Origin of the sequence: Pseudomonas sp. AM8 (assembly GCF_036346475.1) — a bacterium.
Lineage (GTDB): Bacteria > Pseudomonadota > Gammaproteobacteria > Pseudomonadales > Pseudomonadaceae > Aquipseudomonas > Aquipseudomonas marginalis.
Window position 1 is genome coordinate 16,559 of the sequence record NZ_JAOTNX010000014.1, and the last position, 14,330, is coordinate 30,888.

At 62.7% G+C, this 14,330-nt stretch carries 11 protein-coding genes; 6 read left to right on the forward strand and 5 right to left on the reverse strand.

Features of this window, described 5'->3' with window-relative positions:
• The first annotated feature begins 45 nt into the window (after positions 1–45).
• Positions 46–1,335, forward strand: a complete 1,290-nt coding sequence (locus tag V3W40_RS27905; protein ID WP_330216074.1) for an MFS transporter — start codon at positions 46–48, stop codon at positions 1,333–1,335.
• A 3-nt stretch (positions 1,336–1,338) separates the two neighbouring features.
• On the opposite strand, the gene V3W40_RS27910 is transcribed toward V3W40_RS27905, so the two are convergent.
• Positions 1,339–2,709, reverse strand: coding sequence for a GntT/GntP/DsdX family permease (locus V3W40_RS27910; RefSeq protein WP_092489073.1), 1,371 nt, complete (start codon positions 2,707–2,709; stop codon positions 1,339–1,341).
• A gap of 185 nt (positions 2,710–2,894) precedes the next feature.
• Between V3W40_RS27910 and V3W40_RS27915 the strand changes: the two genes are divergently transcribed.
• The 3 genes from V3W40_RS27915 to V3W40_RS27925 are packed head-to-tail and all read left to right on the forward strand — an operon-like array spanning position 2,895 to position 8,402.
• Positions 2,895–4,115 carry a TolC family protein gene (locus V3W40_RS27915; protein ID WP_330216075.1) on the forward strand — a complete coding sequence of 407 codons (1,221 nt, stop codon included), beginning with the start codon at positions 2,895–2,897 and terminating at the stop codon, positions 4,113–4,115.
• A gap of 18 nt (positions 4,116–4,133) precedes the next feature.
• Positions 4,134–5,240 carry an efflux RND transporter periplasmic adaptor subunit gene (locus V3W40_RS27920; RefSeq protein ID WP_137212642.1) on the forward strand — a complete coding sequence of 369 codons (1,107 nt, stop codon included), beginning with the start codon at positions 4,134–4,136 and terminating at the stop codon, positions 5,238–5,240.
• 18 nt (positions 5,241–5,258) lie between these two features.
• The gene (locus V3W40_RS27925; protein ID WP_330216076.1) at positions 5,259–8,402 is read left to right on the forward strand and encodes a CusA/CzcA family heavy metal efflux RND transporter; all 3,144 of its coding nucleotides are present in this window, start codon (positions 5,259–5,261) and stop codon (positions 8,400–8,402) included.
• Positions 8,403–8,455: 53 nt separating this feature from the next.
• On the opposite strand, the gene V3W40_RS27930 is transcribed toward V3W40_RS27925, so the two are convergent.
• From V3W40_RS27930 to V3W40_RS27940, 3 genes are all read right to left on the reverse strand, one after another.
• Complete coding sequence (locus tag V3W40_RS27930; RefSeq protein WP_330216077.1) at positions 8,456–9,859, reverse strand: heavy metal sensor histidine kinase; 1,404 nt, start codon at positions 9,857–9,859, stop codon at positions 8,456–8,458.
• Positions 9,856–10,530, reverse strand: coding sequence for a heavy metal response regulator transcription factor (locus V3W40_RS27935; RefSeq protein WP_027606942.1), 675 nt, complete (start codon positions 10,528–10,530; stop codon positions 9,856–9,858). The genes V3W40_RS27930 and V3W40_RS27935 overlap by 4 nt, the downstream gene beginning before the upstream one ends.
• Before the next feature lie 339 nt (positions 10,531–10,869).
• Positions 10,870–12,189, reverse strand: a complete 1,320-nt coding sequence (locus V3W40_RS27940) for an OprD family porin (protein ID WP_330216078.1) — start codon at positions 12,187–12,189, stop codon at positions 10,870–10,872.
• A 225-nt stretch (positions 12,190–12,414) separates the two neighbouring features.
• Between V3W40_RS27940 and V3W40_RS27945 the strand changes: the two genes are divergently transcribed.
• Positions 12,415–12,747 (forward strand): DUF2790 domain-containing protein, encoded by a 333-nt coding sequence (locus V3W40_RS27945; RefSeq protein ID WP_065923999.1) that lies wholly within the window; start codon positions 12,415–12,417, stop codon positions 12,745–12,747.
• 110 nt (positions 12,748–12,857) lie between these two features.
• Entirely contained in the window at positions 12,858–13,433 is a 576-nt protein-coding gene (locus tag V3W40_RS27950; RefSeq protein WP_330216079.1) for a flavin reductase family protein, read from the forward strand.
• A 6-nt stretch (positions 13,434–13,439) separates the two neighbouring features.
• On the opposite strand, the gene V3W40_RS27955 is transcribed toward V3W40_RS27950, so the two are convergent.
• The gene (locus tag V3W40_RS27955) at positions 13,440–14,249 is read right to left on the reverse strand and encodes an AraC family transcriptional regulator (RefSeq protein WP_092489065.1); all 810 of its coding nucleotides are present in this window, start codon (positions 14,247–14,249) and stop codon (positions 13,440–13,442) included.
• Positions 14,250–14,330 lie beyond the last annotated feature (81 nt).

Below are 14,330 nucleotides of genomic sequence, written 5' to 3' on the forward strand. Positions count from 1 at the left end.
AGCTCATAACCTGCACGCCATTTTGTTTGTCTGCCGAGCCTCAACATGACTGCCACCTCTGTTCCACAGGCGCAGCGTTTTTCCCGCTCCGACTACAAGACCCTGGGCCTGGCCGCCCTGGGCGGCGCCTTGGAAATCTACGACTTCATTATCTTTGTGTTCTTCGCGCTGACCCTCAGCCAACTGTTCTTCCCGGCGGAAATGCCCGAGTGGCTGCGCCTGCTGCAAAGCTTCGGCATCTTCGTCACCGGCTACCTCGCGCGTCCGCTGGGCGGCATCCTGATGGCGCACTTCGCCGATCACCTGGGGCGCAAGCGCGTGTTCAGCCTGAGCATCCTGATGATGGCGTTGCCGTGCCTGCTGATCGGGATCATGCCCACCTACGCACAGATCGGTTATTTCGCACCGCTGATCCTGCTGGTGCTGCGCGTGCTGCAAGGTGCGGCGGTGGGCGGTGAAGTACCCAGCGCCTGGACCTTCGTCGCCGAACACGCACCGCGCAACCATCGTGGTTATGCCCTGGGCTTCCTGCAAGCCGGCCTGACCTTCGGCTACCTGCTCGGTGCGCTGACTGCCACGCTGCTGGCACAGGTCTTCACCCCGGCCGAAATCCTCGACTACGCCTGGCGCTTCCCCTTCCTGCTCGGCGGTGTGTTCGGCGTGATCGGCGTGTGGCTGCGGCGCTGGCTCAGCGAAACCCCGGTCTTCCTCGAAATGCAGGCCCGCCGCCAGGCCGCTGCCGAGCTGCCGCTGCGCACCGTACTGCGTGACCATCGCGCCGTACTGTTGCCGGCGATGATCCTCACCTGCGTGCTCACCTCCGCCGTAGTGGTATTGGTGGTCATCACCCCGACCATGATGCAGAAAACCTTCGGCATGAGCCCCAGCCACACCTTTGCCTTGAGCGCCCTGGGCATCGTCTTCCTGAATATCGGCTGCGTCCTCGCCGGCCTGCTGGTGGACCGCATCGGCGCCTGGCGCGCGGTGCTGGTCTACAGCCTGCTGCTGCCGGTGGGTATTTTCCTGCTGTACGCCAGCCTGATCAGCGGCGGCATCTGGCTCGGCGCGGCGTACGCGGTCGCGGGCTTGAGTTGCGGGGTAGTGGGCGCGGTGCCGTCGGTGATGGTCGGCCTGTTTCCGGCGCAGGTGCGGGTGTCGGGCATTTCCTTCACCTACAACATCGCTTACGCACTGTGGGCGAGTACCACGCCGCTGATGCTGATCGCGCTGATGCCGACCAGCCCGTGGATTTGCGTGGGGTATTGCGTGGTTATGGGCGCGGTGGGGGGGGGGTGTGTAGCGCTGTTTGGCAAGCGCCACACCTTGGCGGCCTGAAGGTCAGGTCAAGAAGTGCCACAGCACCAGCGTACCGACCAACCCGACCACCGAAACAATCGTCTGCAACACCGACCACACCCAAATCGTCTGCTTCAGCTGCAAGCCAAAGTACTCGCGCACCATCCAGAACCCCGCATCATTGACGTGGCAGAAGAACACCGAACCTGCGCCGATCGCCAGCGCCACCAGTGAGCTTTGTGTCGCCGCCAACCCGGCCATCATCGGCGCGAGGATGCCGGCGGTCGTGGTGGTGGCGACCGTAGCCGAGCCGGTGGCCTGGCGCAGCGCCACGGCGATCAACCAGGCCAGCAGCAGGTACGGCATGTGCGCTCCTTCGGCGACTTTGCTGATGGTTTGGCTGACGCCGGCATCCAGCAAGGTTTGCTTGAGGCCGCCGCCGGCGCCGATGGTCAGCAGCAACACGGCGATGGGCGCGAGGGCCTTGCGCAGGGTGTTGCCGACCTCAGCGCGCGGCATCCCGGCGGCCCAGCCCAGGCAGATCACGGCGGCGATCACCGCCAGGCCCAGGGCGATCAGCGGTTCGCCGAGGAATTTCAGGGTCAGGCCCACGCTGCTTTCCGCTGGCAGCGCGACTTTGGCCAAGGTGCTGCCGAGCATCAGAATCACCGGCAACAGAATGATCAGCAATGACACGCCAAAGCTCGGCTGGCGCGGGGCCTTGGGCGGGGCGCTGAACAGCGCGCCGATGTCGGCCGGCTCATCCACATGCAGGCGCTTGGACAGCCAGTTGCCATAGAGCGGCCCGGCGAGGATCACGGCCGGCACCGCCAGGCAAAAGCCCAGCAACATGGTCAGGCCCAGGTCGGCGTGCAACGCGCCCACCGCAATCAGCGGCCCCGGGTGCGGTGGCATCAAGGCGTGCAAGGTGGTCATGCCCGCCAGCGCCGGGATGGCGATTTTCAACAGCGGCTGGTTCGAACGTTTGGCCATCACAAAGATGATCGGCACCATCATCACCAGGCCCACTTCGAAGAACAGCGGCAGGCCGATCACCATCGCCACCAGCGCCATCACCCATGGCAACGACTTGCCCTTGCCCAGCCCGAGCAGGGTGGTGGCGATGCGGTCGGCCGCGCCGGATTCCGCCATCAGCGCACCCAGCATCGAGCCCAGGGCAATGATGATCCCGGCTTCACCGAGGATCGCCCCGGCGCCCTTGCTGAAGGCCTTGGCCACTTCTTCCGCTGGCAACCCGGCGCCGACCCCGGCGATAAAGGTGCCGATCAGGATCGACAGGAACGGCGGCAACTTGGTCGCGCTGATCAGCACGATGATGCTGGCGATGGCCAGCAGTACGCAGAGCATGAGACGGGTGTCGTGAACCATCCACGCGGCAGTCGATAACGCCAAGGCGAGACTCCTTATCGAACAGGTTGGGAAAATTGTTTCTTTTTGTTTCCTGGTCCAAAAGCATACCTGATAACGCCCGCCCCAGAGCCATTGCTGTCGGATTTGTAATCTTTGCTCCACCGCTTTGATAAGTCGCGAACGCTACATTCTCCCGGCTTTTACTTTATGGGCGTGGAACTCTCGTTATGGCAATTTCCGTTAGAAAGCTGGTGGGGGCGACGCTGTTGTGGGGAGCCGCCAGCATTGCCCAGGCACAAACCCTCACCCTCGACGCGGCCCTGCAAACCGCCTTCGCCAACAACCCCGACCTGGCGGCCGCGCAATGGGAAATCGAGATCGCCGCGGGCGGTCGCCAGCAGGCCGGGTTGATCCCCAATCCGGTGGCGTCCTGGGATGCCGAAGACACACGTCGCGATACGCGTACCACCACCCTCAAGCTCAGCCAAACCCTGGAACTGGGCGGCAAGCGCGGTGCCCGCATTGACGTGGCGACGCGTGCCCAGGACGCCGCCGTACTGGCCTTGGAACAGCGCCGCAACACGCTGCGCGCCGAGGTGATCGACGGCTATTACGGTGCCCTGCGTGCCCAGGAACGTCTCGACCTGGCGCAACGCTCCCTGGCCTTGGCCGAGCGCGGGCTGGTGGTCGCCAACGGCCGCGTGACTGCCGGCAAATCCTCACCGGTGGAAGCCACGCGGGCCCAGGTGCAGTTGTCGGAGATCCGCCTCGAACTCAATCGCGCACACATGGGCCTCACCGACGCCTATCGCCGCCTGGCCGCCAGTACCGGCAGCGCGGCGACCGACTTCCAGACTGTCTCCACGCCAAGCCACTCCACACCGCCGTTGCCGTCCGCCACACAACTGTTGGCGCGCCTTGAGCAGACCGCCGAACTGCGCCTGGCCGAACTGCAGATCGTGCAGAACGAAGCCAGCGTGGGCCTGGAAAAAGCCCAGCGCGTTCCCGACCTGGATGTGTCCATCGGCAGCCAGTACGACGCCAGTGTGCGCGAGCGGGTGAACCTGGTCGGCGTGTCGATGCCGATTCCGTTGTTCAGCCGCAACCAGGGCAACGTACTTGCCGCCACGCGCCGTGCCGATCAGGCCCGCGACCAGCGCAACGCTGCCGAATTGCGCCTGCGTACCGAAACGCGCCAGGCCCTGGACCTGTGGCAAACCGCGAACAGCGAAGTGCGCGCATTCAACCAGCAGATCCTGCCCGCCGCCCAACGCGCGGTGGACAGCGCCACCCGCGGCTTCGAGATGGGCAAGTTCAACTTCCTCGACGTGCTCGACGCCCAGCGCACCCTGATCGCGGCGCGCACCCAATACCTTGCGGCCACCGCCCAGGCCACCGATGCCTGGCTGCGCATCGAACGGATTTACGGCGACCTCGCCCGGTTTTGATTTTTTCTGGAGTGCCTTATGAATAAACGACACGGCGTGGCGCTTGCCGTCGCCTTGGGCCTGATGCTGTCCGGCGTGGCCAACGCCGAGGAAGAAGAAGGCATGCTCGAGCTGACTGAACAACAAATCCAGGCCGCCGGTATCGAGCTCGCCGAGGCCCAACCCCGGTCGATCAGCACATTGCTGACGCTGCCGGGGGAGGTGCGTTTCGACGAAGACCGCACCTCGCATATCGTCCCGCGCGCGGCCGGTGTGGTGGAATCCGTGAAGGTCAATCTTGGCCAGGCGGTGAAGAAGGGCGAGCTGCTCGCGGTGATCGCCAGCCAGCAGATTTCCGACCAGCGCAGTGAGCTGGCGGCCAGCGAGCGTCGGGTTGAACTGGCGCGTATTACCTTCCAGCGTGAACGCCAGTTGTGGCAGGACAAGATCTCCGCCGAGCAGGATTACCTGCTGGCGCGCCAAACCCTGCAAGAAGCTGAAATCGCCTTGAACAATGCCCGCCAAAAGATGACCGCGCTCAGCGGCAACACCGTGCTGGCCGGCGGCAATCGTTACGAACTGCGTGCGCCGTTCACAGGCGTGGTGGTGGAAAAGCACCTCGGTGTCGGCGAGGTGGTGAGCGAGACCAGTAACGCCTTCACGCTGTCTGACCTGTCCCAGGTGTGGGTCACCTTCGGCGTATTTCCCAAGGATTTGAACAAGGTCCGGCTCGGCAAACCGGTGAAAGTCAGCTCCACGGAAATGGGCACCGATGTGCAGGGCAGCGTGGCCTATGTCGGCAATTTGCTCGGCGAGCAAACACGCACCGCCACCGTGCGTGTGACGGTGCCCAACCCCGACGACGCCTGGCGCCCAGGACTGTTCGTCACCGTGCAACTGGCCACGGACACCTACCAGGCCAAGGTCACCGTGCCGCAAACGGCGATCCAGACCGTCGAGGAAAAACCCTCGGTCTTCGTACGCACGCCTGACGGTTTTATCACCCGCCATCTTGAGCTTGGCGCCAGTGAAAACGGCTACGTCGAAGTGCGCCAGGGCCTGGAGGCCGGTGCTCAGGTGGCCACCACCGGCAGCTTCATCCTCAAGTCCGAATTGGGCAAGGGCTCGGCCGAGCACGCCCATTGATCCTGCGAGTGATTTCCCATGTTTGAGCGCCTTATCCAATTCGCCATCGAGCAGCGCATCATCGTGCTGCTGGCGGTGCTGTTGATGGCCGGTGTCGGCATTGCCAGCTATCAGAAACTGCCCATCGACGCGGTGCCCGACATCACCAATGTACAGGTGCAGATCAACTCGGCGGCGGCCGGTTTTTCGCCGCTTGAGACCGAGCAGCGCATTACCTTTCCCATCGAAACCGCGATGGCCGGCTTGCCGGGGCTGCAGCAGACCCGTTCGCTGTCACGCTCCGGCTTGTCCCAGGTGACGGTGATCTTCAAGGACGGCACCGACCTGTTCTTCGCCCGCCAGTTGGTCAACGAGCGCCTGCAAGTGGCCCGCGAGCAATTGCCTGTGGGGATTGAAACCGCGATGGGGCCGATTTCCACCGGCCTCGGGGAAATTTTCCTGTGGACCGTGGAGGCCGAGGAGGGCGCACGCAAGGACGACGGCACGCCCTACACGCCGACCGACCTGCGGGTGATCCAGGACTGGATCATCAAGCCGCAACTGCGCAACGTGCCCGGTGTGGCCGAGATCAACACCATCGGCGGCTTCGCCAAGGAATACCAGATCGCCCCCGACCCCAAGCGCCTGGCGGCCTATAACCTGACCTTGAACGATCTGGTCACGGCGCTGGAGCGTAACAACGCCAACGTCGGTGCCGGCTACATCGAGCGCAGCGGCGAGCAATTGTTGATCCGCGCGCCGGGGCAGGTGGCGTCCATCGACGACATCGCCAATATCGTCATCACCACGTCCGACGGCACGCCGATCCGTGTGCGCAATGTCGCCCAGGTCGAGATCGGCCGTGAGCTGCGGACCGGCGCCGCCACGGAAAACGGCCGTGAAGTGGTGCTGGGCACGGTGTTTATGTTGATCGGAGAAAACAGCCGCACGGTGTCCCAGGCGGTGGCTTCCAGGCTCGAACAAATCAACCGTTCGCTGCCCGAAGGCGTGGTGGCGGTGACCGTCTACGACCGCACCAACCTCGTCGAAAAAGCCGTTGCCACCGTGAAGAAAAATCTCTTCGAGGGTGCGCTGCTGGTGGTCGCGGTGCTGTTCCTGTTCCTTGGCAATATCCGCGCGGCGCTGATCACCGCGATGGTGATTCCCCTGGCGATGTTGTTCACCTTTACCGGCATGTTCACCCACAAAGTCAGCGCCAACCTGATGAGCCTCGGCGCGCTGGACTTCGGCATTATCGTCGACGGCGCGGTGGTGATCGTCGAGAACGCCATCCGCCGCCTGGCCCATGCGCAGCAGCGCCATGGTCGTTTGCTGACCCGCAGCGAGCGCCTGCACGAGGTGTTCGCGGCGGCCAAGGAAGCGCGGCGTGCGCTGATCTTCGGGCAGCTGATCATCATGGTCGTGTACCTGCCGATCTTCGCCCTTACCGGGGTGGCCGGGAAGATGTTCCACCCCATGGCGTTTACCGTTGTGATTGCGCTGCTGGGGGCGATGATTTTGTCGGTGACCTTCGTGCCTGCGGCGATTGCGCTGTTCGTCACCGGCAAGGTCAAGGAAGAAGAAAACCTGGTGATGCGTACCGCACGCCGGGCCTATGGGCCGGTGTTGTATTGGGTGATGGCGCGCCGGCCACTGGTGTTCGGCTTGGCCGTGCTGGCCATTGTTGCGTCGGGCGTGGTGGCCAGCCGCATGGGCAGTGAGTTTATCCCCAGCCTCAGTGAGGGCGACTTCGCCCAACAGGCCCTGCGCGTGCCCGGCACCAGCCTGACGCAATCGGTGCAGATGCAGCAGCAACTGGAAAAAACCTTGATGGCCCAGGTGCCGGAAATCGAACGGGTCTTCGCCCGTACCGGTACGGCGGAAATCGCCTCCGACCCGATGCCGCCGAATATTTCCGACAGCTACGTGATGCTTAAACCGAAGGCGCAATGGCCGGACCCGAACAAATCCCGCGAAAGCCTGATCGCCGATATCCAGCGCGCCAGTGCGATTGTGCCGGGCAGTGCGTACGAGTTGTCGCAACCGATCCAGCTGCGTTTCAACGAGCTGATTTCCGGGGTGCGCAGTGATGTGGCGGTGAAGGTATTCGGCGACGACATGGCGGTGCTCAACACCACCGCCGCAGACATTGCCGAGACCTTGCAAGGCCTCGATGGCGCTTCGGAAGTGAAGGTCGAACAGACGTCCGGTCTGCCGGTGCTGACCATCAATATCGACCGTGACAAAGCCGCGCGCTTTGGCCTGAATGTCGGCGATGTGCAGGACACCATTGCCGTCGCCGTCGGTGGGCGCCAGGCCGGTACGCTGTATGAAGGTGACCGGCGTTTCGACATGGTCGTGCGCTTGTCCGACGCGCTGCGTACTGATATCGACGGCTTGTCGCGGCTGTTGATTCCAGTGCCGGCGCTGGCCGGGAATGCGGCGGGGCAGTTGGGGTTCATTGCGTTGTCCCAGGTCGCCAGCCTGGACCTGGTGCTCGGCCCGAACCAGATCAGCCGCGAGAACGGCAAGCGTCTGGTGATCGTCAGTGCCAACGTGCGCGGGCGGGATATGGGGTCGTTCGTGGAAGAGGCCGAGGCGGCGATCACGGCGCAGGTGAAAGTCCCGGCAGGTTACTGGACCACCTGGGGCGGCCAGTTCGAACAGTTGAAGGAAGCCGCCGAGCGTTTGCAGATCGTGGTGCCGGTGGCGTTGCTGCTGGTGTTCGGGTTGTTGTTCATGATGTTCAACAACCTCAAGGACGGACTGCTGGTGTTTACCGGGATTCCGTTCGCGTTGACCGGCGGGATCATGGCGCTGTGGTTGCGCGATATTCCGCTGTCGATCTCGGCAGGCGTGGGCTTTATCGCCTTGTCCGGCGTGGCGGTGCTCAACGGCCTGGTGATGATTGCCTTCATCCGCAACCTGCGCGAGGAAGGACGCTCGCTGTCGGTGGCTATCCACGAGGGTGCGCTGACCCGCCTGCGCCCGGTATTGATGACCGCGCTGGTGGCCTCCCTGGGGTTTATCCCCATGGCCCTGGCCACCGGCACCGGCGCCGAAGTGCAGCGTCCGTTGGCGACGGTGGTGATCGGCGGGATCATTTCTTCTACCTTGCTGACCTTGCTGGTGCTGCCGGCGTTGTACCAGTGGGCCCATCGCCGTGAAGAGGAGGCTGCCTGAGTTCTTTAAAAACACCGCAAAACAATGTGGGAGGGGGCAAGCCCCCTCCCACACTAGACCTGCGCTGTTTTCAGGTGCAGGGGAAACACCAGGCTGAACCGTGTAAACCGGCCTGGCTGGCTGCTGACGTCGGCGTGCCCCTGATGCAGCTGCATGATCGACTGCACAATGGCCAGCCCAAGCCCCGTGCCACCTTCGGCGCGGGTACGGCTGCTGTCGGCGCGGTAGAAGCGTTCGAACAGATGCGGCAGGTGGTGTGCTTCGATGCCACGCCCGGGGTTGCCTACCGACAACGACGCGCTCTGGTCATAGGTCTCCACCAGCAGCAGAACGCTGGAGCCTTCGGGCGTGTGGCGGATGGCATTGGACAGCAGGTTGGAAATGGCTCGCTGGATCATCAGGCGATCGCCCGTTACCCAGGCGTCGCCGCGCAGGCTGAGGGTCACGTGTTTGTCTTCGGCGCTGAGGGCGAACAGCGCCATCACCCGTTGTGCTTCTTCGCCCAGTGACACCGGGCCAAACCCGGCCCGCGCCGCCGGATGGCTGACCTGGGCCAGGAACAGCATGTCGGAGACGATGCGCGACAGGCGTTCCATTTCCTCGGTGCAGGATTCCAGCCCCGCCTTGTACTCCTCCGAGGGCCGTTCGCGGGACAGGGTCACCTGAGCCTTGCCCATCAGGTTGGTCAGCGGTGCACGCAGTTCGTGGGCGAGGTCGTCGGAGAACTGCGACAACTGCTGCACACCAGCGTCCAGGCGACGCAGCATTACGTTGATGCTTTGCGCCAACTCGCCCAGCTCCTTGGGCAGATTGTCGATGGATAAGCGGTGGGTCAGGTCCTGGGTCGTCACTTGGGCGGCGACATGGCTGAACTGTTTCAACGGTGCCAACCCGCGTTGCACAAGCCCCCACGCGCCCATGCCGATAAGGATCAGCAGCATCGGCAGGGCGATGAGGGTGGCGCGCAGGTAGGCACTGAGCAGGGCCTGGTCATCCCTGCGGTCCAGCGACAGCAACACCCGTACGCGCTCGCCGCTGGCCAGGCGCATCAGGCTGGAGGCACTGAGTACCTGGTTGTCGTCCTGGTCTTGCCAGTTGAGGTAACCGAGGGTTTCCCGGGGGGAGAAGTCGGTCAGCAACGGTTCCTGGGGTTTGGCACCGACACTGAGCAGCACCGCGTTATCGGGTGCGGTGCCGACGATGGTCAGGTAGAAATTGTCGTGGCCCATCACCAGGTCCAGCAACGAGTGGGGACGGGCTTTGATTGCGTGGGTGTCCAGGCCCAGCGCGAGGCTGTGCTGGAGCTGTTCCATCTTGCTTTCCAGGCCTTTGCGCGCGAGCTTTTCCAGCTCATGGGTCAAGGCCAGGTAGGCCAGGGTCGCCAGCAGCACCACCAGCCCGGCGCCCATGAGGCTGACCGTCAGTCCCAGGCGCATCGACAGGCTGCTGGTCCTCATTGGCGCGCCTCCAGCACATAACCCACGCCGCGAATGGTGTGGATCAGCTTGACCTCGCTCTGGTCATCGACCTTGCCCCGCAGTCGGCTGATGGAGACCTCGACCACGTTGGTGTCGCAGTCGAAGTTCATGTCCCACACCAGCGAGATGATCTGCGTGCGGGTCATTACCTCGCCGGCCTGGCGCATCAACACATGCAGCAGGGCGAATTCCTTGGTGGTCAGGTCGATACGCCGGCTGCCGCGATAGGCGCGATGGCGGCGCGGGTCCAGCTCCAGGTCCGCGACGCGCAGCACATCCGGCAGCGGGATATGTTCGCTACGGCGCAGCAAGGTGCGCACACGGGCCAGCAGTTCGGGGAACTCGAAGGGTTTGACCAGGTAATCGTCGGCGCCCATGTCCAGGCCCTTGATCTTGTCGGCCAGGCGGCCGCGCGCGGTCAGCATCATCACGCGCTGGTTGCCGTCCCGGCGCAGTTGTTCCAGTACCTCCCAGCCGTCGGTGTTGGGCAGGTTCACGTCGAGGATCACCAGTTCGTAGGTGTGCTGCCGGGCCAGGTGCAGGCCGTCGATGCCGCTGGCGGCGCAATCGACGACGTAGCCACTTTCGGTCAGGCCTTGCTGCAAGTAATCGGCGGTTTTCTGCTCGTCCTCAACCACAAGGATACGCATGGGGATTTACCTTCAAGGAAAACGAAAGGAGATGGCCTCATAGAGGCTTGAATAGGCTGTAGGAAAACTCTGAAGCCTGAAGTAGCTTTAGGGTCAAGCCGCGTCAGGCCGGTGCGACGATTCGTCACTGACCGGGCACGCAAAAAAAACGCCCCGGCTGGGGCGTATAAAATTCATCTCTGTTCCAAAGGAGCTACACAAAAGCCGCAGAGATGAGAAGTGTTCGATGCGCAGTATAAAAAGTGCAACTTAACGAGAAGGTGAGGCCGATATTACAGTTCTGACAGACTTCAACCTGTGAACAGATGTAGGGCATCGGCAAGTGAATGTAAGCGCGTCTTAAAGCACCGCCAGTGGGTATTCGATAATGACGCGGACTTCTTCAAGGTCGGACTCGAATGAACTTGAGCGCACGGTGGCCTGGCGCAGACGCAGTGATAAATCCTTCAAGTTGCCGCTTTGCACCACGTACTTGGCTTCGATATCCCGCTCCCAGCGGCGCTGGTCGGTGAGCGGATCGCCGGCGGCATCGCGGCGCATATACACCGCGTTGGCGTTGCTGTAGTCGGCGCCGGTGCCCTTGCCGTAGCGGGTCATGAACGACAGGCCGGGAATGCCGAATGGCTGCATGTCCAGGTCGTAGCGCAGCATCCAAGAGCGCTCCTTGGGCGAGTTGAAGTCGCTGTACTGGATCGAGTTGTTGAGGAAGATCGAGTCCGACTGGCGCAGGTAATCGAAGTCGTCATCGCCGTTGTTGCGCTGGTGCGACACGGCCAGGCTGTGGGCGCCCACCTTCACGCCGAGCCGGGCGCTCCAGATGCTGTTATCGAATTCACCCAGCAGCTTTTTGCCTTCGTCCACGGCCTTGTAGTAGTTGATGTCGCCGAACAGCGAGACGTCTTCGTTCAGCGGGTAACTGGCGGCGCTGCCGACGTAGTACTGGTCCCAGGCGTCCTTCAGGCGGCTGCTGTACAGGCTCAGGCTCAGGTGTTTGTTCACGGTGTAGTCGCCGCCGAAGTAGCCGATCCAAGGTGAATCGACCGGGCCGGCGTAAAACGTTGCGAACCCTTTGTTCATGCCGCTTTCGTTGGGTTGGCTCATGCCGCTCAAACGCCCGCCCTGCAAGGTCAGGCCTTCCAGGCTGGTGTTCTGCAGGGTCACGCCACGGAAGCTTTCCGGCAACACCCGCGAATCGCCGTAGGCCACCACGGGGGTCAGCGGGAACACGTCGCCGGCCTTGATCACCGTGTCCAATACCCGCAGTTTCGCCGCGCCGCCGACCTTGCTGTAGTTGTCTTCGGGATGGTTGTTGCTGTCCACCGGCAGCACGCCGAACGAGCCCTTGCCGCCGCTGCGGCCGGTGCCCGAGTCGAGTTTCACGCCGACCATGGCGAAGGCGTCCAGGCCAAACCCCACGGTGCCCTGGGTAAAGCCGGATTCGAATTTACCGATCAGTCCCTGGGCCCAGGCTTCGGAATAGCCATTACCGGTGGGGCTGGATTGGCCCTTGCGGTCATCGCGATTGAAGTAAAAATTGCGCGCCAGCACGTTCACGCTGCTGCCTTCGATAAACCCTTCAGGTTTGTCTTCCGCGGCCGCGGCTGCCAGGGGCAATGTGGCGATCAGTGAAAGGGGAAGGGTGTAGTAACGGATCCGCATGTTTCGCTCCTCGGTGTTGGCAGTTATCAGCTTCTTATGGAGGCGGGCGTTCTTATTGATCTGGCCCGGGCTGATAGTTGCAAACCGTGGATAACGATTGGGTGGCGTGAACATTACAATTCTGGAAGCTCGTCGCCACCTAACAAATAAGTAATGTTCTGGTGAACATCGCGTCAGGGTTCGTTCGTTAGTCTCGGCACTGAACTTTCAGTCGAGGAATAGGTGATGAACTTTTATAAAACCGCTCTGGGTGTATTAACGGCCGTCCTGTCTTTCGGTGCATTGGCCGAAGGCGGCGGTGATCGCACCTTTGCCCTGATGATGGAGCGCAATGAAAAGGCCATGGCCGATTACGCCGTGAGAAACGGCAAGCCAGTGCCCCAAGTGCAGGCGTATCGCTATGGGATGAAGCTGGACATTGCCAAGGTGGTCAACGTGACGCCGCCGATCCGCGCGTGCAGTACCGTGCCTTCGCGCATGACCTATGAAGACTCCAGCGGCAAGCTCACTACGTTGGAGTACCAAGTCATGGGCGTGTGTCGAAATAACGGCAGTTAAATATGCTGGCGCTCAACGCGTAGGACGATTCACTAACCAACTGTCGAGCTGATCCATAGGGCTGACGCTTGGGGTATCGTAGGTTTTTTCGTTTGAAGAGCCGATCCTCCATGAGCCCTACTCACTGCCGCCCCGTTCCGTTGTCCAAGTCCTACCGTTTGCTCAATCACGGGCCAACCGTACTGGTGAGTGCGGCCCACAACGGCCAGCGCAATATCATGGCGGCTGCCTGGGCTATGCCGCTGGATTTCGAACCGCCGAAAGTCGCGGTGGTGTTGGACAAGGCCACCTGGACTCGCCAATTGCTGGAAGGCTCCGGCACCTTCGTGCTGCAGGTGCCCTGTGTGGCCCAGGTCGACCTCGTGCAGACGGTCGGCAGTACCACCGGCACCGAGCGTGACAAGTTCGCCGCTTATGGCCTGCAAACCTTCAGCGCTGAACACACGGAGGCGCCGTTGCTGGAAGGCTGTGTAGCCTGGCTGGAATGCCGCTTGCTCCCCGAGCCCCACAACCAGCAGGCCTATGACCTGTTCCTCGGCGAAGTGGTTGCGGCCTATGCCGACGAGCGTGTGTTCAGCGAAGGCCGCTGGCACTTCGAAGGGCATGATCAATTACGCACCTTGCACCATGTAGCGGGTGGGCATTTCCTGAGCATCGGCGAGCCCATCGATGGGCATTCGCTATAAGCGTACTCAGCGCCCGAGCATCTTCACCCATCGCGACGGCGGCATACCGTAGGTGCTGCGAAATTGCCGGGTCATATGGCTCTGGTCGGTGAAGCCGGCGGTCAGCGCCGCGTCCACCAGCGACTGCCCCTGTGCCAGCAGACTGCGCACCAGGTCCAGCCGGCGCATCGTCAGGTAGCGATAGGGGCTGGTGCCGAACAGCACGCGAAAGTCCCGTGACAATGCCCAGCGGTCGCGGCCGGCGTGGTCGGCCATTTCGTCCAGGGTGATGCTGCGGCCCAGGGCGCTGTGGATGAACTCCCGGGCGCGCTCGGCGGCGACGTAATCGAACGCCTTGCGGCTGACGATGGCGCCCGCGGCGTTGCTCAGCGCGTGGGCCAGGTCGAACATCGCGTCCTGTTCCTGCAATGGGTCGATGGGGTTATCCAGGTTTTGCAGCAGCACATCGCTGGCGCGGAACAGCCTGGGGTCGGTGGACAAGCCACCGGGGATAAACGGCAACGGCTTGCCGCCAAGGATCTGCTGGATCAGCGACGGCTCTACGTAAATCATTCGGTACTTGAAACCCTCGTCACTGCCGGCGTGACCGTCATGGGTCTCATCGGGGTGAAGCACCATGGTGGTGCCAGGCAGACTGTGGATCATGTCGCCGCGATAGTGAAAACTCTGCACGCCAGACAAGGTACGCCCGATGGCATAAGTGTCATGGCGATGGGGGTCGAAGGCGAAGCCGGCGAAGTACGCCTCGATACGGTCCAGGCCGCTGGCATGGGGGGCACGGTGCAGCCAGTCGAAGTTGGGGGTTGGTTTGCCCATGGTGGCTTGTCACAAAAAGAGGTGGAAACACGTTAACCCAGTCTGCATCCCTTGTCTGCCGGGGTCTTGTACGATTGTGCA